At 63.2% G+C, this 22,722-nt stretch carries 17 protein-coding genes and 5 pseudogenes; 12 read left to right on the plus strand and 10 right to left on the minus strand.

The genetic code is table 11. The features are described 5' to 3' along the window. Positions 1 to 18: 18 nt before the first annotated feature. Positions 19 to 1,611, minus strand: a complete 1,593-nt coding sequence (locus CVO77_RS11835) for a spinster family MFS transporter (protein ID WP_105999235.1) — start codon at positions 1,609 to 1,611, stop codon at positions 19 to 21. Positions 1,612 to 1,714: 103 nt separating this feature from the next. Between CVO77_RS11835 and CVO77_RS11840 the strand changes: the two genes are divergently transcribed. Continuing rightward, on the plus strand, positions 1,715 to 2,197 hold the full coding sequence (locus tag CVO77_RS11840; RefSeq protein WP_105999236.1) for a low molecular weight protein-tyrosine-phosphatase: 483 nt from the start codon (positions 1,715 to 1,717) through the stop codon (positions 2,195 to 2,197). On the opposite strand, the gene thpR is transcribed toward CVO77_RS11840, so the two are convergent. Next, positions 2,110 to 2,721 carry an RNA 2',3'-cyclic phosphodiesterase gene (thpR, locus tag CVO77_RS11845; protein ID WP_105999237.1) on the minus strand — a complete coding sequence of 204 codons (612 nt, stop codon included), beginning with the start codon at positions 2,719 to 2,721 and terminating at the stop codon, positions 2,110 to 2,112. The two genes, CVO77_RS11840 and thpR, sit on opposite strands and share 88 nt — an antisense overlap. 411 nt (positions 2,722 to 3,132) lie before the next feature. On the opposite strand from thpR, the gene CVO77_RS11850 reads away from it, so the two are divergent. Next, positions 3,133 to 3,864 (plus strand): Bax inhibitor-1/YccA family protein, encoded by a 732-nt coding sequence (locus CVO77_RS11850; RefSeq protein WP_105999238.1) that lies wholly within the window; start codon positions 3,133 to 3,135, stop codon positions 3,862 to 3,864. A gap of 138 nt (positions 3,865 to 4,002) precedes the next feature. Here the strand turns inward: CVO77_RS11850 and CVO77_RS11855 are convergent, their stop codons facing one another. Further along, positions 4,003 to 4,638 carry a glutathione S-transferase family protein gene (locus CVO77_RS11855; RefSeq protein ID WP_105999239.1) on the minus strand — a complete coding sequence of 212 codons (636 nt, stop codon included), beginning with the start codon at positions 4,636 to 4,638 and terminating at the stop codon, positions 4,003 to 4,005. Between the two features lie 100 nt (positions 4,639 to 4,738). Between CVO77_RS11855 and CVO77_RS11860 the strand changes: the two genes are divergently transcribed. Together CVO77_RS11860 and CVO77_RS11865 are read left to right on the plus strand one after the other, a co-directional pair. Further along, a complete protein-coding gene (locus CVO77_RS11860; protein ID WP_105999240.1) occupies positions 4,739 to 5,500 on the plus strand; it encodes a competence/damage-inducible protein A in 762 nt (253 codons plus the stop codon). 84 nt (positions 5,501 to 5,584) lie between these two features. Beyond that, complete coding sequence (locus CVO77_RS11865; RefSeq protein ID WP_105999241.1) at positions 5,585 to 6,361, plus strand: transglutaminase-like domain-containing protein; 777 nt, start codon at positions 5,585 to 5,587, stop codon at positions 6,359 to 6,361. Between the two features lie 305 nt (positions 6,362 to 6,666). Here the strand turns inward: CVO77_RS11865 and CVO77_RS21670 are convergent. The 3 genes and pseudogenes from CVO77_RS21670 to CVO77_RS11875 all read right to left on the minus strand — a co-directional run. Continuing rightward, positions 6,667 to 6,801: pseudogene (locus CVO77_RS21670) on the minus strand (DUF736 family protein); the annotation flags it as partial. Beyond that, positions 6,780 to 7,274 carry a hypothetical protein gene (locus CVO77_RS21675; protein ID WP_242445917.1) on the minus strand — a complete coding sequence of 165 codons (495 nt, stop codon included), beginning with the start codon at positions 7,272 to 7,274 and terminating at the stop codon, positions 6,780 to 6,782. The pseudogene CVO77_RS21670 and the gene CVO77_RS21675, both read right to left, overlap by 22 nt. 81 nt (positions 7,275 to 7,355) lie before the next feature. After that, a pseudogene (locus CVO77_RS11875) lies at positions 7,356 to 7,856 on the minus strand (HAD-IC family P-type ATPase); the annotation flags it as partial. 17 nt (positions 7,857 to 7,873) lie between these two features. Here CVO77_RS11875 and CVO77_RS21925 point away from each other — a divergent pair. Beyond that, positions 7,874 to 8,023, plus strand: a complete 150-nt coding sequence (locus tag CVO77_RS21925) for an acetate--CoA ligase family protein (RefSeq protein ID WP_106000801.1) — start codon at positions 7,874 to 7,876, stop codon at positions 8,021 to 8,023. On the opposite strand, the pseudogene CVO77_RS21680 reads toward CVO77_RS21925, so the two are convergent. From CVO77_RS21680 to CVO77_RS11895, 3 pseudogenes are all read right to left on the minus strand, one after another. Continuing rightward, positions 7,995 to 8,141: pseudogene (locus CVO77_RS21680) on the minus strand (DUF6615 family protein); the annotation flags it as partial. The gene CVO77_RS21925 and the pseudogene CVO77_RS21680 sit on opposite strands and share 29 nt — an antisense overlap. A 446-nt stretch (positions 8,142 to 8,587) precedes the next feature. Continuing rightward, positions 8,588 to 9,782 (minus strand): annotated as a pseudogene (locus CVO77_RS11890) (IS91 family transposase). A 4-nt stretch (positions 9,783 to 9,786) separates the two neighbouring features. Next, positions 9,787 to 10,692 (minus strand): annotated as a pseudogene (locus CVO77_RS11895) (tyrosine-type recombinase/integrase). A gap of 472 nt (positions 10,693 to 11,164) precedes the next feature. Between CVO77_RS11895 and CVO77_RS11900 the strand changes: the two are divergent. The 5 genes from CVO77_RS11900 (at position 11,165) to CVO77_RS11920 (ending at position 17,900) form a co-directional block, all read left to right on the plus strand. Further along, a complete protein-coding gene (locus CVO77_RS11900) occupies positions 11,165 to 11,893 on the plus strand; it encodes a GntR family transcriptional regulator (protein ID WP_146130859.1) in 729 nt (242 codons plus the stop codon). 251 nt (positions 11,894 to 12,144) lie between these two features. Continuing rightward, positions 12,145 to 14,364, plus strand: a complete 2,220-nt coding sequence (locus CVO77_RS11905; RefSeq protein ID WP_158258051.1) for a TonB-dependent receptor — start codon at positions 12,145 to 12,147, stop codon at positions 14,362 to 14,364. Positions 14,365 to 14,366: 2 nt separating this feature from the next. Continuing rightward, positions 14,367 to 15,632, plus strand: coding sequence for a RidA family protein (locus CVO77_RS11910; protein WP_158258052.1), 1,266 nt, complete (start codon positions 14,367 to 14,369; stop codon positions 15,630 to 15,632). Further along, positions 15,625 to 16,905 (plus strand): MFS transporter, encoded by a 1,281-nt coding sequence (locus CVO77_RS11915; protein WP_158258053.1) that lies wholly within the window; start codon positions 15,625 to 15,627, stop codon positions 16,903 to 16,905. Before CVO77_RS11910 ends, CVO77_RS11915 begins: the two co-directional genes overlap by 8 nt. Beyond that, positions 16,902 to 17,900, plus strand: coding sequence for an NADPH:quinone oxidoreductase family protein (locus tag CVO77_RS11920; RefSeq protein ID WP_105999248.1), 999 nt, complete (start codon positions 16,902 to 16,904; stop codon positions 17,898 to 17,900). The genes CVO77_RS11915 and CVO77_RS11920 overlap by 4 nt, the downstream gene beginning before the upstream one ends. Before the next feature lie 19 nt (positions 17,901 to 17,919). On the opposite strand, the gene CVO77_RS11925 is transcribed toward CVO77_RS11920, so the two are convergent. Continuing rightward, a complete protein-coding gene (locus tag CVO77_RS11925; protein WP_105999249.1) occupies positions 17,920 to 18,969 on the minus strand; it encodes a M14 family metallopeptidase in 1,050 nt (349 codons plus the stop codon). Between the two features lie 150 nt (positions 18,970 to 19,119). Between CVO77_RS11925 and CVO77_RS11930 the strand changes: the two genes are divergently transcribed. Then, positions 19,120 to 20,403 carry an MFS transporter gene (locus CVO77_RS11930; RefSeq protein WP_158258054.1) on the plus strand — a complete coding sequence of 428 codons (1,284 nt, stop codon included), beginning with the start codon at positions 19,120 to 19,122 and terminating at the stop codon, positions 20,401 to 20,403. A 68-nt stretch (positions 20,404 to 20,471) separates the two neighbouring features. Continuing rightward, positions 20,472 to 22,712, plus strand: coding sequence for a TonB-dependent receptor (locus tag CVO77_RS11935; RefSeq protein WP_105999251.1), 2,241 nt, complete (start codon positions 20,472 to 20,474; stop codon positions 22,710 to 22,712). The last annotated feature ends 10 nt before the right edge of the window (positions 22,713 to 22,722 follow it).

The following is a 22,722-nucleotide window of genomic DNA, read 5'->3' on the forward strand; positions in this document are numbered from 1 at the left end:
GGCGATGGCGGGCGAGTCCTAGACCGGCTCGCCCGCGCCCCGCGCGCGCTCGACCACCGAGGCGGCCGCGCGGGGGACGCTGCGATAGGCGACGAGCAGCGCGACCAGCCCGACCGGCACGATGATCAACGTCGACAGGACGCCCGTCGCCAGATTGCCGGTCATCGCCGAAACCTGCCCCGCCATATAAGGGCCGAGCGCGAGCCCGACGAGCGTCGTCGCGAGGAAGAAGGTCGCGGTCGCGGTGCCGCGCATCCGCGGCAATACCAGATCCTGCGTCGTCGCCGCGGCGGCGCCGAGCGCGCTCGACGCGAGCAGCCCGGCGAGCGAGGCGAAGGCGGTGAAGCGGATGAAATCGGCGCTGCCCGGCTCGGATTTGGTCGTGAAGGCGATGACGATCGGGACGATCGGCGCAAGCAGCCCGAAGATCACGACGAGGATGCGCCCCGCCTCGTTGCGCTGACGCAGCCAATCGGACATGCGGCCACCGAGGATGACCCCCAGGAATCCCGCGAGCGCGCCGAAGCCGCCGACCCAGAAGCCGACCGTCGCCGCATCCTCGCCCAGCACCTCGAGCGCGTAGACCGGCGCGAAGGCGCTCGACGCATAGGACATGAAGGCGACGGTGCCATAGCCGAGGATCGTCGCGAGAAACGCCTTCGACCCCCAGACGAGGTGAAAGGTCGGCGCATCGCGGCGTTTGAGCGAACTCGCCCACGAAAAGACGGCATAATAGCCGAAGGCGACGCACAGCCATTGCAGCACCGCGCCGGTGAGCGTGATCATCGCCGCTGCGACAAGCCCCAATATCACGATGGCGCCAAGGTTGATCGCAAAGGCCCGCCCGCCGCGCAGCGCCGCCGAAATCAGCGTGAATGGCGGAATGATCGCGAACAGCTCCTCGAAAAAGCCCTTGAAGGGGGTCGGTGACGCCTGGGTGGGGATGCCGTCGACGAGGCCGCGCACCGGCTCGCGCAACGTCGCGACCCACGCCGCGAGCAGCAGGCCGGGGATGCCGACCGCCATGAACGCCGCCTGCCAGCCGACGAGGCCGAAGGGGCCGCCGTTCGGATAGGCATCGTTCCAGCCCTCGACGATGAAACCGCCGATCATCAGCGAGATGCCGCCGCCGAAATAAAGCCCGGCGGAATAGATGGCGAGCGCGGTGCCGCGCATATGCTTGGGGAACAGGTCGGAAATCAGGGAATAGGCCGACGGTCCCGCGGTCGCCTCGCCGACCCCGACGCCCATGCGCGCGCTCGCGAGTTGATATTTGTTCGCGGCGAGCCCCGACAAGGCGGTCATCGCCGACCAGATGGCGAGCCCGACGGTGAGCAGGCGGACGCGGTGCCACGCATCGGCGAGCCGGCCGAGCGGGATGCCGAACAGCGCATAGAAGACCGCGAAGGCGGTGCCATAGAGAAAGCCGATGTCGGCGTCGTCGAGCCCGAGGTCGCGCTTCAGGTCGGGCGCGAGGATCGTGATGATCTGCCGGTCGATGAAATTGAGGACATAGACCAGGAACAAGATGCCGAGCGCATACCAGGCATAGGGCGACGCCTTGGCCGACGGGATGGTCGCCTCGTTGCTCGCGGTGCTGTTATCGGCCATCTGGCAAGTCTCTCCCCGGTCGCTTATCGTTTCCGCCATGGCTAGCAGAGCCCGGCGACGGCGCAAGTTGAAAGTCGGTTCAACTTTGTGCGAGAGGAGCAATATGCGCAAGGATCGACAAAAACCCCCCACCATCCTTTTCCTTTGCCTCGGCAACATCTGCCGTTCGCCGCTGGCCGAAGGCGCGGCGCGGACGGCGTTCGCCGCCGCCGGGATCGATGCGGTGCTCGATTCGGCCGGCACCGGCGACTGGCATGTCGGCCATCCCCCCGACGCCCGCGCGCAGGCCGAGGCGCGGCGGCGCGGCGTCGATATCTCGGACCTGCGCGCGCGCCAGCTTTCGCCCGAAGATTTCCGCCGTTTCGACCTGATCCTCGCCGCCGATATGAATAATCTGCGCGACGCGCGGGCGATCCGGCCCGCCGATGCGACCGCGACGCTTGCGCTGATGTTCGATCGCGTGCCCGGCCGCGAGGGCGAGAGCGTCGCCGATCCCTTTTATGGCGACGACGACGGCTTCGCGGCGACGTGGGACGACGTCAGCGCGGTCGCGTCGGCGCTCGTCGCCTCCTCCACAAGCGGATAGCGCGCGACGGGGTGATAGCGCGAACCGCCATGGCCCATCGCGCTTTCATAAAGCGTGACATGGCCGAACAGGAACGGCGGGCTCGCCAGGTCGCTGCTCTGCGCGAGGAATGGCGCGACCGGCCCCGATCCGCGGTTCAGCCGCGCCAGCGTGATATGCGGCACGAATGCCCGCGTTTCGGGCGCGATCCCGACTCGTGCCAGCCGTTGGTCGACCTTGCGGTGCAGCGCCGCGAGCGGCGCATGCGGCCCGGCCCCCGCCCACACCATATGCGGCCGTCCCTGCCGTTCGAACAGGCCGACCCCGTCGATGCGCGCGCGAATCGCGGGGGCGTGAAGGCTGCCGAGCGCCGCGGCGATATCCTCGGCGCTGTGCCGGTCGACCTCGCCGATGAAGCGTAGGGTCAGGTGAAGCTGTGCGTCGTCCTGCCAGCGCGCGCCCGAAATACCGTGCATCGCGGCGATCAGCGCCGCGCGAATCGGGCGGGGCGGACGCAGCGCGACGAACAGGCGGTGGGTGGACATGGCGCGGACAGCATAAGCGGTTGGAGCGGGGACGGCCAGCGGGGCTGCGTGATGCGCGCAGAGACGCAGAGATCGCAGAGATTCTTGCCTTACGCAAAGACGCGGAGGATTCGGCAAAAAGAGCTGTGTGCTCCCGCGAAGGCGGGAGCCCATCTCCAGCCCGTGCAAGATGAAACCGACCGGAGATTGGTCCCCGTCTTAGCGGGGACACGCAAATCCCTCATTCGACATCGGCCCTTCCCCGCCTCTCCACGTGAACCAAGATCTCCGCGATCTCTGCGCCTCTGCGCGCATTATTCCGGCTTTCACGCTCCAATTCGCCCCCCCTTCCGGTTTCGCTTGAAACGCGCGGGCAAAATCCCGATATTGCCCATACGGCGGGGATCGTCCGGCCGGTGATGGAGATTTACAATGGCGAATTGGAACGACCCCAATATGGCGGCGTCCGGCTTCCCAGGCAGCGCGAGCGCAATGGATCAGGCCGTCGATGCCGGCCTGCGGTCGTACATGCTGTCAGTATATAATTATATGGGTTCGGGCGTGCTGCTGACCGGCATCGTCGCGATGCTTGCCTATAATTCGGGTTTCACCCTGTCGCTGGTCGGCAGCCCGCTGATGTGGGTGGTGATGCTCGCGCCGCTGGCGTTTGTGCTGGTGCTGAGCTTCGGGATCAACAAGCTGTCGACGACCGCCGCGCAGATGCTCTTCTGGGCCTATGCCGCGGTGATGGGCCTGTCGATGTCGACGATCTTCCTGGCCTTTACCCAGACCTCGATCGCGCAGACCTTCTTCGCGACCGCGGCGGCCTTCCTTGGCCTCAGCCTCTATGGCTATACGACCAAGAAGGATCTGTCGGGTTTCGGCACCTTCCTGATCATGGGCGTCGTCGGCATTCTCGTCGCGCTGCTGCTCAATGCCTTCATCTTCCATTCGGGCGCCTTCGCAACCGCGATCAGCGCCGTCGGCGTGCTGCTGTTCGCGGGCCTCACCGCCTATGACACGCAGAAGATCAAGAGCATGTATTTCTATGTCCGCGGGACCGACTTCGTCGGCAAGTCGGTGGTGATGGGCGCGCTGACGCTCTACCTCGACTTCGTCAACATGTTCACCTTCCTGCTCAACCTGCTGGGCAACCGCAACTGAGCCGAGGGACATCGCAACGAACAAGAAGCCCGGCGAAGCGATTCGCCGGGCTTTTTCTTTGGGAACAGATGGCTGTTTTGACTGATACCAGCCGTCGCCCCCGCCTGCGCGGGGATGACGGTTTGTAGCTCCATCCGTTCACGCCGGCTTCGCCGGCTGCATCTCGGCGATCAGCGCATTGTCGATGTCCTTCGCGCGCTTGTAGCCCGCGCGGTCGCGCAGCGGCGCGACATAGGCCTCGAACGCCGGGCGCGAGGGGATGGTGCCGAATTGCAGCCCCCAGTCGATCTGGCTGCCGACATAGACGTCGGCGGCGCTGAAGCGATCGCCGGCGACGAACGCCTTGTCCGCCACCGCGCTTTCCAGCGCATCGAGCGCGGCGCCCAGTGAGCCGAAGCCCGCCATGCGCTGCTGGTCGCCATCGGGTTCGATCCCAAAGGATTTGGCGGTGATCGCCTGTTCGACCGGCCCCGCGGTGAAGAAGAGCCAGCGATAATAATCGGCGCGGTCGGCCGCCGCCGGCGCCAGCCCCGCCGCGGGAAAAGCGTCGGCCAGATAGGCGCAGATCGCGGCGCATTCGGTGACGGTCCGGCCATGGTGGACGATCGCCGGAACCTTGCCCATCGGGTTGATCGCCAGATAGGCCGGATCCTTCATCGAGGTGCCATAGCCCAGAATCTGCGTTTCATAGGGCGCCCCCACCTCTTCGAGCATCCAGCGGACGATCTGCCCGCGCGACATGGGGTTGGTATAGAATATCAGCGCGTCGGCCATCGCGGCTCTCCCTTCTTGGCGAATCGGATTGGAACATAGCAGGAACGATTGCCCGCATCCAACACCTTGTTTTGTCATGCCAGCGGGCTAAGGCAAAGCGATGAGCGACGAACGCATCTGGACCGCCGCCGTGCTGGTGATCGGCGACGAGATTCTCTCGGGCCGCACCCAGGACAAGAATGTGTCGCAGATCGCGACCTGGCTCGACGTGCAGGGCATCCGCCTGCGCGAGGTGCGCATCGTTCCTGATGTCGAGGCGGAGATCGTCGACGCCCTCAATGCGATCCGCGCGCGCTACGATTATGTCTTCACCACCGGCGGGATCGGCCCGACGCACGACGACATCACCGTCGACGCGGTCGCGAAGGCGCTCGGCGTCGGGGTCGTCATCCACCCCGACGCGCGCGCGATCCTCGAACGCTATTACACCGCGCGCGGCAGCGAACTGACCGAAGCGCGGCTGCGCATGGCGCGCGTTCCGGGCGGCGCCGACCTGATCCCGAACCGCATGTCGGGCGCGCCGGGCATCCGCATCGGCAATCTTTTCGTCATGGCGGGGGTGCCGCACATCACCGCGGGGATGCTCGATGCGCTGACCGGCGAGCTCGAGGGTGGCGCGCCGCTCGTCGCGCACACGATCGGTGCCTGGGCTCCCGAAAGCGAGATCGCCGACCTGCTCCGCCGCGGCGAAAAGGAGCATCCGGGGGTTGCGATCGGCAGCTACCCCTTCTTTCGCGAAGGCAAGGTCGGCGCGAATTTCGTCATTCGTTCGATCGACGGCGACGCGGTCGCGGCGTGCGCGGCGATGCTGACCGCCGGGTTCGAAGCGATCGGCTATGCGGTGACCGACGGCGGTATCTGATCAGCCGCCGCCGCGGCCGCCGTCGTTTGGCTTTTCCCGGATTGGCCCTGGCGGCGCCGGTTCTCCATCGTGCGTGGTCGACAGATGAAACTCGAAATCTCCGTCTCCCTGACCTATCGCCTGCCCGAGCCGGTCGACCTGATGCTCCAGGTCGAAGCCGCGAGCGGCGGCGGCCAGCATGTCGAAAGCGCATCGCTCGACCTTGGCGAGCCCGAGCTTTTCTCGCGCGTTCCCGCGAGCGACGGGACGTGCGAGCCGGTCTGGATGCGCACGTCGGGCATGCTGCGCGCCGCCTATCGCGCGACCGTCGCGATCGATCGCCCCATGGTCGATTTCCGCGCCCTGCCCGAAGTCCCGCTGCACCGGCTGCCCGCGGCGGCGGTCCCCTATCTCAACGAATCGCGCTATTGCCCGTCGAACAAGTTCCACGCCTTCGTCGAGCGGCGTTTTGGCGAACGCACCGGCGGCGCAAAGATCGGTGCGATGCGCGACTGGATCGAGAGCCGCTTCACCTATGTCGCGGGGGCGAGCACATCGGACACCGGCGCGCTCGACAGCTTCGTCGAACGGCGCGGCGTGTGCCGCGACTATGCGCATGTGATGATCGCGCTCGCGCGTTCGGCGCATATCCCGGCGCGCATGGCGAGCGTCTATGCGCTCGGCGTGAAACCGCAGGATTTCCACGCGGTGGCCGAGGTCTATCTGGCGGGCGACTGGCATATGGTCGATGCGACGGGGATGACCCGGCCGACCGAGACCGCCCGCATCTGCGTCGGCCGCGACGCGGCGGACATCGCCTTCCTCACCGCCTATCGCGAGATCGAACTGGTCGAGCAGACGGTGCGGGTGGAAAAAGCCTGAAAACCGGCCCGGCGCGGCAAAGCCACACCGTCGATCCTCGCCGCGCGAAGTCGGCCGAGCTTTCGCTGATCGCGATTTAGCGTGGTTAAATCGCGGTGGTGAAGGGAATCTAATAATTCAGACAAAGTTGTGATAATTCAATAAGATGACTTGATACTATAATTTAGAGGCCCCCAAGAAAGCCCCTGTCAGATCTTGACTTAAAAGTCCGGGGGTTTGATTCCGGACGCGGCTCGCTGGCCGGTTCTCTCCTCCACAGACGTCAATAGAATGTCCCGCCCGATTGTTCGAGCGGGACGAGTTTCTCAGTCGCCGTTTTTGCGATTGGTCCGGGACCAGATGGGGCTGAATTCCTTGCCGCCTTCGCCCTCGAAGAGGTTCGCGTAGATCGGAGCGGCGAAGCTCGGATCGTCGAGCTTCAGCCCGAGATATCGCGCACCTCGATATAAATGCGTCCGCCCTTGCGCTTGGGTGCTTGGCGAAATTCCCATGACCGGAAATAGTCGCCTGTGGGCAGAACGGCGACATCGCTCCATCCCTCTTCCAGAAACCGCGCGCGCCGCGCCTCGACGGCGGCAAGCTGCGCCGCCCAGAAGGCATCGCTGTCGGCAAAATAGCGCTCGTCGCCGAACAGGTCGGCGATGATCGCAAGACCGCTCGCCTCGATGTCAAACAGAGCATGATCGGCCTTGATCGCACCGCCGCCGAACAGCCAGCCTTTGAGCTGGTTTCCCTGCGGGCAATAAGCGTCGGCATCGTCGAACAACGCCAGCCACGCGCGTTGCTGGCTTTTGCACGCCATCGTCAGATGCCGCACGGTGCCCGAACTGATCTTTTCCTTCGCGTAAAGCGAGCGGATGCGCGGGAGCAGATTGCCCAGCGCAAGGATGCGCTTGACCATCGGCTCGGGCATTCCGAACGTATCGGCAATGCCCAGGCTACGCGCCCGAAGAAGAAGCGCGGCGATAGCAGCGAAGGCGATGCCGCCTTACGCGACCGACCAGACGAGCAACGCGCGCGGCATAAGGGCGCTGTCTGACGCGCGCGGCGGTCGCTGCATCACGCCCTCCTCCTCGGTTTCGGCCTCAAACACCAGCGAACAGACGGGATCGGTGATCATCTCGAGCAGCGCGATGTGGATGGGCCCGAGAAGGATCGGGAAACCGAGCAGCAGCGGCGCGAGCGCAAGCCCCGCGATCGGGACGTGCACCGCGACGATGAATCCCATCGCCTTGCGCAGATTGTCGAATATCCGGCGTCCGAGGCGGATTGCAGTTACAATAGAGCCGAAATCATCGTCGAGCAGAACGATCGAGGAAGCTTCGCGCGCGACGTCGGTGCCGCGCCCACCCATTGCCACCCCTATGTGAGCAGCCTTGAGCGACGGCGCATCGTTGACGCCGTCGCCCGTCATTCCGACAATCTCCCCCGCCGCCTTGAAGGCCTCGACGATGCGCAGCTTCTGTTCGGGCATGATGCGCGCAAAAATCGTGATGCGAGGCAGCCCGAGCGATGATCGAAGCGACCCATATCTCGAAGCTCCTCGCCGGCTACCGCCGTGAACCCGCCGCAAATATAGAGGCCGTTACGGGCGTTCTCGGTGCCCTGTCGGCCATGGCTGCGGATCTAGAGAAAGCAGCGACGCGACAAGGATGTCGGTGATGCTGTCCTCACGAAAGCGCCGCTTGAGATGCTCCTCAAGATCGAGAAACTCGGCGATGAGGCTGGGCAACCGGTTCGCAAGATCGCATGGCGATGTGAAGATGGGCGCAATCGACAAAACTCTTCCCCCGTTTTACCCGGTCTAACGCGTTACGCAGTGCCAAGGCACTCCGCGCGGAGCGGCACCATGAACCCAGCAGCAATAATCCTCTTGTTAATTGATGACCGCTTCGGGGGCATCTGGCGGGCGGTTTCAACGACCGACTTCGTGAAGGGTTTCGGGCGCTTCAGCGTACGAAAGCCTCTGATGGAGGAACCCGCGTGGGCTCTGAGACTGAGCTATGGGGATTTGCGCTTTGGGCTGGTCGGGAGGACGCCGTGGACAGTTGCAACGACCGAGGTGACAGCGCGAGACACGGCCTCGACCGTCATGATCGAGGTCTGGAACGTCGAACCGTCGTCTTTCGGCGGACGTGTGGCAACGCGCTGAGGCGATCGGCGCAAGCCGGCCCGTTGGCCAGCGCCGGCATCGCTCGGTCATTCTTGTGGATAAGCCATGCCGGGTCATGACGCGATCGTCCGGATCGGCACGACGGCACTCGGCGGCGCACGGGGCTGGCGCCAGCGGGCGAAGACCTCGATCACAATCATCCTGCCTCCGCAGCACGGGCATGGCGGTACCGGATCGACGGCCTCATTGATCAGCGTATCCTCAGGATCCGGCACAACATTGAGCAGCTCGCCGGCGAGCGCGAGGCTGGCCCTCCGGGCAGAGCCGGCGAGCAGGCCATAGTGGCGGATGCGATGGAACCCTCGCGGCAGGACATGGAGCAGGAATCGGCGGATGAACTCGTCGGCGCTGAGCGTCATGACGCGTTGGCGGTCGGCGCCGTCGCGGCGGTAATCCTTGTAGCGCATGGTCACGCCGGCATCGCCGAACGCGAGCAGGCGCCGGTTCGATATGGCGACGCGGTGAGTATAGCGCGACAGATAGGCCAGCACGGCCTCGGGCCCGGCGAACGGCGGCTTGGCGTAGACGACCCAGCGCTTCTTCCTGACCGGCGACAGATGGCGGAGGAATGCCCGGCGTTCGGCGAGCGGCGCCATCGCACCGAAGAAGCTGAGCCGATGGGCATCGTACAGCGCCAGCAGCTGGGTCAGGAACAGGCGGCGGAACAGCCGCCCGAGTACGCGCACCCGGCAGCAGGAACGCGGGCCGCGACGATATCCACCGACTGCCGTCGGGAGCGATACCGCCGCCGGGCACGATCATATGCACATGCGGGTGGTGCGTCATCGCCGATCCCCAAGTGTGGAGCACAGCGGTGATGCCGATCCGGGCGCCAAGATGCCTGGGGTCGGCAGCGATGGTCAGCATCGTGGCAGAAGCCGCCCGGAACAGGAGATCATAGACCACCGCCTTGTTGTGGAACGCGATGTCGGCGACCTCGGCGGGCAGCGTGAACACGACATGGAAATAGCCGACCGGGAGAAGATCGGCCTCCCGCGCCTCGAGCCAGGTGCGCGCGGCGGCGCCCTGGCACTTGGGGCAGTGACGGTTGCGGCAGCTGTTATAGGCCATGCGCCAATGGCCGCAGTCTTCGCAGGCCTCGACATGGCCGCCCAGCGCCGCCGTCCGGCATTGCTCGATCGCCGACATGACCTTGAGTTGCTGGAGACTGAGATGCCCGGCATAGGCGGCCCGATAGGCGGGGCCTGCGCTCCGGAAGATATCGGCGACCTCGAGCGAGGTCTGCACCGACTCAGCCGGGCGGCGCTTCGTCCGCCATCAGGGCCATCAACCGGTCGAGCGGCCCGGCGACAGCATGGATCGTTCGCGTCGACACCTTGGTATAGAGCGCGGTCGTCTACAGCTTGCTGTGGCCAAGCAGGACCTGGATCACGCGGATATCGACGTCTTGCTCAAGCAGGTGGGTCGCGAAGCTGTGGCGCAACGTGTGCAGACTGACGCGCTTGCGGATGCCGGCGACCTCGGCAGCCTCCTGAACCGCGCGGTGCAGCTGCCGCGTCGAGACCGGATCGGTGTAGCTGCGCCCTGGGAACAGCCAGCCATGGGGCAGCATGACGTTGCGCCGCTTGCCCTCGCGCCACCACATCCGGAGCAGCTCCAGCAACTGCGGCGAGAGCATGGCATTGCGGTCCTTGCGTCCCTTGCCCTGCTCGACGCGGATCAGCATGCGGGTGCTGTCGATATCATCGACCTTCAGGTGCGCGACCTCCGACACACGGAGGCCCGCGCCATAGGCAACACCGAGTGCCGCCTTGAACTTGATGCCGGGCGCCGCTTCGAGAAGCTTCGCCGCTTCATCGACACTGAGCACATCGGGCAGCTTGCGCGGATTACGGGTGATGACGAGAGAACACGCCAGATCCCGCCGCCCGAGAGTCCCGGCGAACAGGAAACGCAAAGCTGAGACGGCGCCGTTGATGGTCGACGCGCTGACGCCCTTCTCGTGCTGATATAGCTGGAAGCGCCGGAGATCTTCGGCCGTTGCCGTATCAGGAGGACGCCCAAGAAATGCGGCGAAGCGTCGGACGTGGCGAATATAGTCTTGCTGGGTGTGCCGACCCAGGCCGCGCATCAGCATATCATGCTGCATACGCTGGCGAAGCGGGGTGACGGGGGTGTCGGTCGTAACAATAGTCATGACATGCTCCTCTTCGTTGAAGGAGCTCCATGATCGGCCTACCGCGCCGCCTTGCTCAACGTCCGTGTACCTTCCCCACCTCAGGCCCGGCGCCAGTCCCGCGAAGCGGGTTCGTCCTTCAGGCGCAATGCTGCAGCCTCTGCGCCGCCTTGCGTTCGGTGGGCATCATCGAACGCGGCAAGCCGCCCTTGTGTGCGGCCGATCGAAAGGGATTATTAGCTACAGTAGCGCGACTTCGCATCCACGGAAAAGAATTGGGGGACCGGATCCGTGACGAGGGTGGAGCGCAGCCGCGATCGGTTGTAACGCCCGGTTCGAGTGACGATTTCACTATAATCTGTGCGCAACCAATATAGAGTGGTAGCGCGATGCGGCAGGCCCGAGTGTAAAATCGTCCCGCATAAGTTCAAAGAAAAGGACATAGGCGAGGGCCGATTCCTACGATATCGGTCCGACGCCTTTGGAGTTGCTGATGCGCAAGGAAGACGTGGAAGATTTGACTGGCGATAAGGCCGACCTGGGTGAGCAGGCCTATCGTCTGCTCTACAGGGAAGTGATACGGTGCCGTATCTTGCCGGGTCAGGACATTACCGAAGCGCAGCTTTGCGACACCTATGGTCTGAGCCGGAGCCCGGCGCGTCGTGCCTTGGCCCTTCTGGCCCATGACGGGCTTATCACCCCAGTACCTCGCCTGGGATTTCATGTTTCCGATATCAGTTTGGTGACGATCCGCCAAACGTTCGAGATGCGCGCCTCGCTAGAGGGACTTGCCGCGCGGGCGAGCATCGGACGGATCGACGTCGGCCTCCTGCGGGATTTGAATACGCGATATGTGGAAGGCGCGAATGCGGGGTTGCCCGGGATGATGGAGATCCATGACGATATCCACAACCGGATTTACGCGGCCAGCAAAAATCCGATTATGGAAAAGGTTCTCCACCAGCTTCTCGACCAGTCAAATCGCATTGCCTATTTCGTTTCGAAAGTAGGGGGACGCGGTAATGCTGGCAGCGACGTAGTCGTCGACGAGCATGAGCAATTGTTCCAGGCGCTCGAAAGCGGCGATCCGGAAGTTGCCGCCTCAAATTTCCAATCGCATGTACGTCACAGCGAGCAGCGCGTGGTCGATGCGCTGTTGTCGTCCCGCTACTTTAGCGATCTCCCGATCCGGATCGACGAGAAGGGCGCCGCGGCGCTCTGAGTTTCCAAATAGCAAGGCAGGGCAGGATGTCTTCTACGGAACGGCGCCCGAGCGGGTTGCCGCGGCCGCAATTCTGCGCGCCTGCGACACATCCTGATCATTTTCATTTGCATGCTTTGCGACATCTCGGCGAGGTCGCCGCGCGCTACTCGATGCCGGATCGCGTCACAATCCCTGTGTGAAATGTCAATATTGGCATATTGACATTATCAAAACATGACATAAGAATGTCATCTGCAAGGGGACTCGACATGATGCTTCGCACTGGACTTTTGATTTCTGCTTCGATCCTGATCTCGGCCGCGGCTTCGCCGGCATTCGGTCAAACCGCTGGGGAGGCGGACGCAGCGAACCAAGGCAATGCGGGGGAGATCATCGTGACGGCGCAGCGGCGCGAGACGGCGCTCAGCCGCACCGCCGTTTCGGCAACCACCTTCAGTGGGGATCAGCTGCAAAGCGCAGGGATCGCGACCCTCGACGATCTTGCAACCCAGACACCGAACTTCAACTATGTCGATACAGGGTTGATCCCCCGTTACCGCATCCGCGGCGACGGGCTTCAGGTGTTCAACGACACTTCTGAATCGCCTGTGGGCTTTGCCGTGGACGACATCGTCTATGGCGCAGGTGCCCTCCAGCGGGTGCCGCTGTACGACGTCCAGCGGGTTGAAGTGCTGCGTGGACCGCAGGGCACGCTGTTTGGTCGTAACACGACCGCGGGTCTTGTTCAGGTCACCACAAACAAACCAGGGGAGTCCTTTGAGGGCTATCTGCAGGGGCAGTTGGGATCCTTCTGGCAGCGCCAGGTTGAGGGCGCTGCGAATATTCCGTTTGCAGAGGGCGTTCGTGGACGCGTTGCCTTCTATTATGACAAGGACGACGGTTTTCAGCGCAACGCGGCCTTTCCCGACGGCCAGCGCTGGTCGGCGCGTGACGTGCTGTCGGGCCGGGCGCAGCTCGGGTTCGACATGGGCCCTGACGCATCTTTGCTGCTCAAGGCCAGTGTGACCCGCGACCGCAGCGTCGCTCCCTCGTCTGGCAGCCAGGGCGCGCTCGATCCAGTCACGGGTGCCCCGTGCGATACGGCCAGGATATTGGCAAACCAATGCGTCAACGGGACCGGCTTCAACTTTGGCGAACCCAATCCGAAGAGGATCTTTAGCGATTTTGATGGGATGCCCAATCATCTCGACTTCGCCGAATATAGCGCTCGGCTGAACTGGAATATCGCGCCTTCAGTCGAACTGGTCTCGATTACCGGCTATCTCGATTATGACCGCATCTTCCAGGAAGACGCAGACGGCAGCGCGGTCGGCGGCTTTCTCGGCAACGCATCGGCGATTTACACGCTCGACGCGAAGCAGTTCTCCCAGGAGCTACAGCTGCGCGGCGGACGCGAGGGCGGGTTGAACTGGGTTGCCGGCGCCTTCTATTACAATGATCGCCGCACCGCGACGAGCACGGTGCCCGAATTCTTTGGGACGGCGATCGACACGACGGGCCGGGTCAAGACCGAATCCGGGGCAGTTTTCGTCAATGCCGATTTCCCGATCAGCGACACGGTCGGGGTTGAACTCGGCGGTCGCTTCACAAAGGAAACGAAGAAGCTCGACCTCGTCTTTCCGGCGGCGCCGAACGCCAGCTACAAAGTCTCGGTCGACGAATTCACCTGGCGCGCAGGCGTCAACTGGACGCCGAGCGACGTGCTCTTCCTCTATGCCAATGCGGCAACTGGATATAAGTCGCCCGACTTCAACACGACGCTGCTCTTCGGCGATGCATCGGCCGCCGCGCCGACCGATCCCGAAACCAGCCTAGCGTTAGAAGCGGGCGCGAAGTGGCGGCTCAACGATGGACGCTTGCTCTTTTCAGTTGCGGGCTTCCGGAACCATGTGAAGAACAAGCAGGCGACCGTGGCGGAACTCGTCGGCGGGCTCCCGGTCTCGCGGCTGTTCAATTTCGGCGAGCTGGAGGTTTTTGGCGCCGAGTTTGAGCTCACGGGCAAGGTCACCGACCAGCTGACCGTGCAATTGGGCCTGTCGCTGCTCGACACGGAAATCAATGCGCCGCCGACCGCGGTCTACCGATCCGGCCCGGCGGGCGATGTCACCCCCGTAGACGGCAAGGAACTGACGGCCACGCCGCACTACAAGGTCAATGGTCTCCTTCGCTACGACTTCGAGCCGTCGCCCGTCGGTCAATTCGCGGTGCAGGGGGATTTCACCTACACAGGCCACCAGTTTTTCCAGCTCGACAATAATGACCGCGATGCTCAGAATGCTTATGGAACGGCGAACCTGCGGGTCTTCTGGCGCGACCCAAGTGACCGCTACAGCGTGCAGGCATTTGTCGAAAATGTGACGAACACAGCCTTTGCGTCCTATGTCGTGACCCCTGGGGGGTTCGACACCCGCTACATCTGGTGGGGCAAGCCCCGCACATGGGGCGTGCGCCTCGGCGTGGATTTCTGATCATGTCCGGCGCCGCGGGTGCGGCGCCCCACAGCGGCCGGTCTCCCGAAGGCAGGCATGATGGCGAAGCGGACTATTTCTTGGGCGAGGGCAATGTGAGCGACGCGGCAAAGGTATCGGACCGACTGCACATAAGCGTGTCGCCGGCGATCAAGCAGGTAATGCCAGAGTTCAAGATCAGCCGCGCGGTGCGGGCCGGGGCTTGGCTGTTCACCAATGGTCAAATGGATATGGGCGCGGGCGGAAAGGTTCTGAACCCCGGTGATCTCATGGCGCAGACTTTTGCGTGCATGCGCAGTGTCTATGAGGTGATCGCAAAGGCGGACTGCCGCCTCACCGAGCTCGCGCAGCTTCAGATATTTTATCTTGCAACGTCGGTCGGCGACGAAGCGGCGTATCGCTCGGAGATTCTCGCTGAATTTCCTGAATGCGCCGATGTGCTGATCGTCATGACGCCGGTCCCAAGCTTCGCGACCGTCGGCAGCGAAGTCGAAATCGATGCGATCGCCGTCACGGGGCGCCGCGCCTCGGTCACCGATGCCGACGGCGCGGTGCAGGCGGTCCGGCGCGGCGACTGGCTGTTGGCGAGCAGCCGCGCCGCGCACGGGGCGCCACTATGCGATGGCCTGCGCATTGCGCTGGAACGGCTGGACGGCGAGCTCGCCGATATATGCCGCCTATACGTCTATTTCCCTGCGGATTTGCCCGCTGCCGACCGGGCAGCGATCGAGCGCGAACTTGGCGCCTTGTTCGGCCGTTCGCCGCCAGCCTATCATGCGGCCTTGCTGCCGGCGCAGAAGGATCGGGCATTTTGCGTCGAACTGGAAGCGATCGCACACACCGGGGCCGATGCCGACAAAATCCGCCAAGGACGGGCGCCGGCGCCGTATCCCGCCTTCGACTGGCCGTTCGCCGAGACGCTGCGCTGCGCGGACGTCGTATTCGCCAGCGGGCAGGCGCCGACCGACGATAGGGGAGCCATCCTGCATAAGGGCAATATCGCCGATCAGGCCCGGCTGGTCATGCGCAAGCTTGAGCAGGCCCTCAATCGCAGCGGCGCCGATATCGCGGATCTCGTGAAGATCAAAACCTATTATGAAGGCGCGTGGGACAAGGAAAACTGGTTTGACAATCTGCGCGCGCGGATGGAGCTGCTGAGCGATCCGGGACCCGCCTCGTCGGGGATCGAGGGATTGCGGCCGGTCATGGCCGATACCCTGCTGTCGGTCGATGGCATCGCAGTGATCGATGGAGCGCCGCTTGCCTAGCGCGCAGCCCGCCCCGGGCTTCCTGCGCCGGCATGGGCTCCTGCTCGCGCTGACGCTGATCATAGTCATTCATGCCGTCGACCGGCTGGCGATCGTGATCCTCCTGGAAGATATCAAGAAGGACCTGCTGCTGAGCGACGCGCAGCTCGGATTGCTTTCGGGCTTTGCGTTCGTGGCGCTCTATGTCGTCGCGGGCATTCCGATGGCGTTTGTGTCGGACCGTTCGATCCGCAGCCGCACGATCGGTATCGCGCTCACCGCGATGGGCGGGATGACGATGTTGTGCGGAATGGCGCAGAATTTTCTGCAGCTCGTCGCTGCGCGCTGCGGTCTCGGGATCAGTGCATCTCCGTGCGTCCCGGCGGCGCATTCGATCATCGCCGATGTCTATCCCCCCGCACAGCGAACGACCGCGCTGTCGATCACCGAATCGGGCTTTTTCATCGGTTCCTTCGTTGGCCTCTGGGTGTGCGGCTGGATCGCGACCGACTATGGTTGGCGCATCGCTTTTTTTGCGATCGGGATGCTGCCCCTTCTGCTTGGCCTGTCGGTCCTGACATGGATGCGCGATCCCGTCCGTGCGCTGCGCGATACCAAGGTGCAGCTTGGGTTTCGCGACACGATGCGGACGATTGTCGGGGTACGCGCGGTGCGCTGGTATGTCGCGGGCAGTGCCTTTGCGGTTTTCGCTTCGGCGGGAATGATGACGTGGCTTCCGGCGCTGTTGATCCGCTCCTACGGCATGACGCGCACTGAGGCGGGCGGGCTGATCGGCGCCGTCAACGGCGCCGGAGGGCTGATACTCACGATTGTGGTCGGGGTCGTCGCCGACCGGCTGGCGCGCCGCGAAGCGCGCTGGAACCTGTGGATTCCAGCCTTGCTCTTCGCCGCCAGTGCCCCGTTCGCGGCGCTCGCCTTCCTCAGCCACTCGCCGGCGGTCCTCATCGGCTGCTTTGCCGTGGCCGCGTGTATGATCACAGCGTGCAGCGCCCCGATCATCAGTTATTCGCAGCAGATTACCCCGCCTAACGTCCATGCGATGGTGACGGCCTCGATTTTTCTCGTCTTTAACCTCGCGGGATTTGGGCTTGCGCCACTGGCGGTAGGCGCTCTCAGCGACTATCTGGCGCGTATCGGGCAACCAGACCATAGCCTACAGCAGGCGCTGCTTTATCTCACAGCGCCATCGCTGGTGATCGCGGCCGTGCTCGTTTTTATCGGCGGGCGTTTCGAGGCCGCGCCATCGCCGCTGCCGCCGCGAGCCGGGCCATGAAAGCCCTTTTGTCGGTTCGCCCCGGCGGCCCGGCCACTCTCGAGCTTGCCGAACTGGCCGAGCCGCAACCGGGCGCCGGCGAGTTGCGCGTGCGCGTTCTTGCGTGCGGCATCAACTACCCCGACGTTTTGATCATCGAGGACAAATATCAGTTCAAGCCTCCGCGTCCCTTCGCGCCCGGAAGCGAGATAACCGGCGTCGTCGAGGCGATCGGCGAGGGGGTTTCGGACTGGCAGATCGGCGATCGGCTGATCGCGCTGATGCGCGACGGCGGCGGCCTCGCCGAGCAGGCGGTCGTGAAAGCCGAGAGCGCTATCCGCTTGCTCCCGGGATTCGACGCTGTCGAAGGCGCAGCGCTCCTGTTCACCTACGGCACCACGATCCATGCCCTGACCGACCGCGGGCGGCTGAAGCTTGGCGACACCTTGCTGGTCCTCGGCGCGGCGGGCGGCGTGGGCCTCGCGGCGGTCGAAATCGGCAAGGCGATGGGCGCGACCGTCGTGGCGGCTGTGTCGCATGCCCGAAAAGCGGCGGCCGTGCGGAAGGCAGGCGCGGACAAGGTCATCATCTACGATCGGGGACCCTTTGACGCGAATGGCGCGCGGGACTTGGCGGCTTCGTTCAAGGACGCGGTGGGTCCCGGCGGAGCGCATGTCATTTACGATCCCGTGGGCGGCGACTATACCGATGCGGCCCTGCGGGCGATCGCGTGGGAAGGGCGGTATCTCGTCGTCGGCTTCCCGGCCGGTATCCCGCGGCTTCCCCTCAATCTTCCGCTTCTCAAGTCGGCGGACATCTGCGGCGTCTTCTGGGGCGGCTTTTTCGCTCGCAATCCCGACCGGCATCGCAGGCATGTGTCGCAGTTGCTCGATTGGTGGGCACAGGGCCGGATCCGGCCGAATATCGACAAGATCTATTCGCTCGCCGACGGCGGCAAAGCGATCGCTCGGCTCGCCGAACGTTCGGTTATCGGCAAGGTCGTCGTCTGTCCCTGAAGCCGACGTCGTGGGCGCCTCAGGCGAGGTCCAGACTGGTCCATTGTTTGGCCAGATAGGCGACGCTGTCGCCGCTATGCACCACGGGGTCCTGGCGGACCGCGATCAGGAGCACATCCATCGGCATCTTGACCGTGTCGACGACGATGCCGGTGAAATCGGTGATCGTTCCGATCGGTTCGCCTGCTTTCACTAGCGCTCCAGGGTTGAGATCGGACTGCCACAGCCCGCCCACATCGACGTTCAGATGACCCCGCGAGGTCACGAGCCGCGAATGCGACGATCCGGTCGTCTTATGATCGGCGGACAATATCCCAAGCTCGGCGCAGACGCCGAAATAGCACTGGACGCCGAACCGGACCTCGTCGGGGGTCGAGCGCTGGGCGACGCCGAACTCGATCATGAATGCGGGAATGCCTTGCGCCATCGCCTGATAATCGAGCGCCCCCGCGTGGTGACCGGGATGTTCGTCCGCTCCCGGTCCGACCCGCATGTGGCAGATCGCAAAAGGTTCGAAGATGCGCATGAAGGGATAGAGATCGGACGGCTCGACCGGACTGTTCGGCGGCAGCTTGTAGACGCCGTAGATCTTGCTGCAGAAATCGGTTCCCTGGGCATGCATGCTCAGCAGCAGATCGGGCCGAACCGCGACGATTTCGCTGAACAGGCGGTGCGCCATGCGCTCGGTGATGAAGCCCTCGGGACGGCCGGGAAAGGAAGTGTCAAGATTTTGCCCGAAATCCTGCTGGGTCGCCCAAGTCCGGCTTTCCAGCGCCAGCGGATTGCCGCTCGCGGTGAAGACTATATTTCCTGCCATCTGGCTGGGGGCGAGCTGCCGACAAAATTCGATACCGGCGACGATGGCGCAGACTTCGGTGCCATGTACCTGACCATTGATCCACAGCGTAGGGCCGGGCTCGCGTCCGACGACGACGACATAGCTCAGCGCAATATCTGCCCCCGTTGCACGGCTGCCAAGCTGAATCCGGCCGCGATGCAGGGTGCCGCGCGGTGCGGTGTCGAGCAGGTCCTTGATAACGTGGGTCGGTCCGGCGGTTTGCGATGGCATTGTCAGATCCTGTAGCTGGGGGACGTGCGGCGTGAGATTAGGTTCGCCATTCCCATAGTGACTCTAATTGAAATTTCAAATAGCCTTTTGTGACATGTCATTTCGTGACATGGATGCGACCGGCGATTGCGGCATGGGAGTGGGGTTATCGTGAACGACAAAGCCAAGCATGTTTCGGTGCTGATTCTCACGGCAGCGGTCATTCTTTCCTACATCGATCGCAGCGCGCTGTTTCTGCTCATTGGCGAGGTCGAGCGCGATATCCCCATGTCGCTCGTGCAGCAAAGCTGGTTGCTCGGCGGGGGTTTCGCGATCGCTTATGGCGTCGCTGCATTTCCGGCAGGTGTCCTGCTCGACCGCTTCTCGCGACGTCACATTCTGTTCTGGGCGGTTGCCGGTTGGAGCCTGTTCACGCTTCTCTCCGGTTTTTGCGATGATTATGTGTCGCTGCTGATTTGCCGGGCGGGGGTTGGCGTCGGGGAAGCAATGCTCGCACCGGGAGCCTACTCGTTGATCCGGAGCTATTATGATGGCCGGGCGAGGGTGCGGGCGTTTTCGACGTTCAGCATTGGCAATGCTGTCGGCGGCGGGATAGCGTTACTTGTGACAGGCGCGCTGTTGCAGTTCCCGGTGTCTCTGCCGGGCTTGTCTTCGGGTGACGCATCATGGCGCACCGCGCTGATTTTGATCGGCCTGGCCGGGTTGGTTTTCTCGTTTCTGCTGCTCGCGCTTCATGAACCGGTGCACAGCGATGCTGCGACAATTGTGGCGCAACCGATATGGCCCCACCTGCGAGAGCATCTCGGCCTATATGCGATTGCATATGCTGCGCAGGCGGCGATGGGCGCGTCGCTATTTGGGTTCATGGCTTGGGCGCCCAGCTTTTTGATAAGCTCCTACAATTGGTCGGCGTCGCATGTCGGCGAGACGTTCGGACAATTGCAACTGGTTGCCTCACTCGCTGGACTGGCGATGGGTACCCTTGTCCTTCAGGCCTTGGCGGCTCGAAAAGCAATATCAGCTGTCGCCGTGTTTGGCGCCATATTGGCCTGTAGCTCCGGATGCGCGATGCTGGGCTTCAGTCTCGTCGGGACAGATACGACCATATGGGCCTTTCTGGCGCTCATGTTGTTCTGCTTCCCAGGTGTTGCGCTGGTTAATGCGCTTGCTCTGGCGCACATCACGCCAGTGGGTCTGATGGCTCGCATGTCGTCGATCAGCTTCATCTTGGCCAGCTCCATCGGCGCCTCGATTGGTCCGGCGCTGATCACGTTGTTCGGCCAGGGTGCCTCGGAGACCGGGGGCAAGCCTGATCTTGGGCAAGGTATCGCTATCGGCTCTGCCGTCCCCATGCTTGTCGCCGCGTTACTTTGGGCAGCCTATGCGCTCTTGGTCCGGAGGCAAAACGCACAATCGCCGTTGGAAATGTCATAAACTCTAATTGACATTTCATATAAGCGTTCATAACATGTCTTTCCATTCTTGAAACGGAAGGGGCGGGCATGAAGGCGAGAATTTTGCAATGTGCGTCGATCGGTGCACTTTTGTTCAGCTCCAGCGTTCGGGCAGAACAGGCGGTTGAAACGGACAGCCCGCCGCCGGCAGAAATCGCAGCCGAAAGCGTTCAGGATATCGTTGTAACCGCCCAGCGGCGAAACGAGAGCCTGTCCACAGCGCCGATTTCGATCAGTGCCTTTTCCGGCGAAGCGCTGCAAAAGTCCGACATCAACGGGATCTCGGACCTGTATCTGCACACGCCCAACGTGACTTTCAACACGTCGACCGGCGCGGCCCAGATCTTCATTCGCGGCGCCGGCACTGCGGTAGCGTCCTTCTCCGTCGACAGCAGCGTTGCGGTCAGTCTGGACGGCGTCAACCTGTCACGGCCCGCTGCAGCGTTGGTCGACTATTTCGATGTCGAGCGGGTCGAGCTGGTGCGCGGGCCGCAGGGGACGCTTTACGGTCGCAATGCGAGCGCGGGTGTACTGAACATCCTGAGCAAGCGACCGACGCGCAATGTCGAGGCTTATGTCACGGCAACATATGGTTCGTTTGACCGCCGGGAGATCAAGGGCGCGCTGAGCGGTCCTATCGGCGAGAATTGGGCGGCGCGGGTTGCCGGTCGGATTCGCCGCGACGATGGAATTACGCAAGACCTCGACCAAAGAGGAACAAACGCGTCCGACAAATCGGACGTAGATGCGGTTCGCGTGACGCTTGACTCCTCGGGCTATGAAAAGATCGGGGTGAAGCTCACGGCCGATTATGTTTATCAGCGCCAAGGTAGCCAGACGCTGCGACCCCTCGATCCTTCGGGGCAGGCGCAGGCGCTTGGCGCCCTGACACCTTCGGGCTTTCACCAGACCCGCAACAATAGTGCCGCACGCAATGATACCAGGACATATGGCGTCGCGGCCGAACTGAACATTGATCTTGGACCTGTCGAATTAATATCGATCACGGGGGTGCGAAGGCTGTCCCAGCATTTTGCCATCAATACCGATGGCACGGAGGCAGCGGTAACCGAGACATTTGCGAACCAGCGTCAGACGCAGTTCTCGCAGGAGGTCAGGCTTCAGTCGGTCGCGGAGGAAAAATTCTCCTGGATATTGGGGGGATATTTTCTGCGCGATCGGGTAAATGGCGAGTTGGCGATCAACCGGTTCTCCGGCGTCGGTGCGACGCCGGCAACGCAGGTGGTGCCGGACGGGAGAAGTCGCACCAGTGCCTATGCAGCGTTCGCTGACGGTACCGTTGAGCTGGCCGACCAGGTCGATTTGACCCTTGGTGCCCGTTATTCGCGCGAAGATAAGCGGATCCGCCGCGAGTTCCTGCTGGTTAGCGGGGTAGCCGGCGGATTGAATGCCCCCCAGCTTGCGCCAGTGGGGCTGCGCATATTGCGCTTCGACGCCCCGAGTTACGAGGCTTTTTCGCCTCGGGCGGTTCTGACGTATCGACCGAGCCCCGATATTACGATTTACGGATCGGCAACCAAGGGCTTCAAGTCGGGGGGCACGGGGCAGGCGGACGTCCTTGTCGCGCTCGGTACGTTTGCGGCCCCTTTCGCTAACGAGCAGCTCTGGGCCTATGAGATGGGCATAAAGGCGCATGCCTTCGATCGGAAGCTGTTCGGCAGTTTGACGGCATTTCTCTATGACTACAGCGACCTGCAAGTGACCACATTCCAGAATGGCTTGAATGTCATTCAAAATGCGGCGACCGCGCGGCCCAAGGGCCTGGAGATGGAGTTGCGAGCGCGGCCCGCGCCCAATGTGACCCTCGGCTTCACAGGCTCCTATCTCGACGCACGCTACGGCAAGTTCATGTCCAGTCTCAACAATGTCCCGAAAGATGCGTCCGGCAACCGGATGATCTCATCGCCGAAATGGACGGCGGGTGCGACCGGCGAATATGTCGCGAATGTGCCAGGTGGCAGCACCCTTTCCTTCAACGCATCGCTCAATTATCGTTCAGCGGTCGACTTCATCCAGTTTAACTTCCCCCTGAACCGCCAGAAGGCGGTTACGCTGTTGAATGCGCGCGTGACATGGGCCTCGCCCGACGAGCGCTACGCCTTGTCGCTGTTCGGGAAAAATCTGACCAACGTCCGGTATCTCCACAATATCGTGACCTTCACCAGCGTCACCGCGCCTGCGGCGCTGCCACTTTTTCCTCAAGGCACGAGTCTTGGCTATCCGGCCGAGGGGCGGTCGGTGAACGTCGAAGCTACGGTCCGTTTTTAGGAGCATGTGC

The sequence above is a fragment of the Sphingopyxis lindanitolerans genome (assembly GCF_002993885.1).
GTDB lineage: Bacteria > Pseudomonadota > Alphaproteobacteria > Sphingomonadales > Sphingomonadaceae > Sphingopyxis > Sphingopyxis lindanitolerans.

Excerpts from the sequence above, each read along its gene's own strand:
- thpR (WP_105999237.1), bottom strand. The coding sequence starts at position 2,721 with ATGTCCACCCACCGCCTGTTCGTCGCGCTGCGTCCGCCCCGCCCGATT.
- CVO77_RS11900 (WP_146130859.1), top strand. The coding sequence starts at position 11,165 with ATGCGCAAGGAAGACGTGGAAGATTTGACTGGCGATAAGGCCGACCTG.
- CVO77_RS11860 (WP_105999240.1), top strand. The coding sequence starts at position 4,739 with ATGAGCGACGAACGCATCTGGACCGCCGCCGTGCTGGTGATCGGCGAC.
- CVO77_RS11855 (WP_105999239.1), bottom strand. The coding sequence starts at position 4,638 with ATGGCCGACGCGCTGATATTCTATACCAACCCCATGTCGCGCGGGCAG.
- CVO77_RS11925 (WP_105999249.1), bottom strand. The coding sequence starts at position 18,969 with ATGCCATCGCAAACCGCCGGACCGACCCACGTTATCAAGGACCTGCTC.
- CVO77_RS11865 (WP_105999241.1), top strand. The coding sequence starts at position 5,585 with ATGAAACTCGAAATCTCCGTCTCCCTGACCTATCGCCTGCCCGAGCCG.
- CVO77_RS11935 (WP_105999251.1), top strand. The coding sequence starts at position 20,472 with ATGAAGGCGAGAATTTTGCAATGTGCGTCGATCGGTGCACTTTTGTTC.
- CVO77_RS11835 (WP_105999235.1), bottom strand. The coding sequence starts at position 1,611 with ATGGCCGATAACAGCACCGCGAGCAACGAGGCGACCATCCCGTCGGCC.
- CVO77_RS11850 (WP_105999238.1), top strand. The coding sequence starts at position 3,133 with ATGGCGAATTGGAACGACCCCAATATGGCGGCGTCCGGCTTCCCAGGC.
- CVO77_RS11840 (WP_105999236.1), top strand. The coding sequence starts at position 1,715 with ATGCGCAAGGATCGACAAAAACCCCCCACCATCCTTTTCCTTTGCCTC.
- CVO77_RS21675 (WP_242445917.1), bottom strand. The coding sequence starts at position 7,274 with ATGCCCGAGCCGATGGTCAAGCGCATCCTTGCGCTGGGCAATCTGCTC.
- CVO77_RS11910 (WP_158258052.1), top strand. The coding sequence starts at position 14,367 with ATGTCCGGCGCCGCGGGTGCGGCGCCCCACAGCGGCCGGTCTCCCGAA.
- CVO77_RS11905 (WP_158258051.1), top strand. The coding sequence starts at position 12,145 with ATGATGCTTCGCACTGGACTTTTGATTTCTGCTTCGATCCTGATCTCG.
- CVO77_RS11920 (WP_105999248.1), top strand. The coding sequence starts at position 16,902 with ATGAAAGCCCTTTTGTCGGTTCGCCCCGGCGGCCCGGCCACTCTCGAG.
- CVO77_RS21925 (WP_106000801.1), top strand. The coding sequence starts at position 7,874 with ATGATCGAAGCGACCCATATCTCGAAGCTCCTCGCCGGCTACCGCCGT.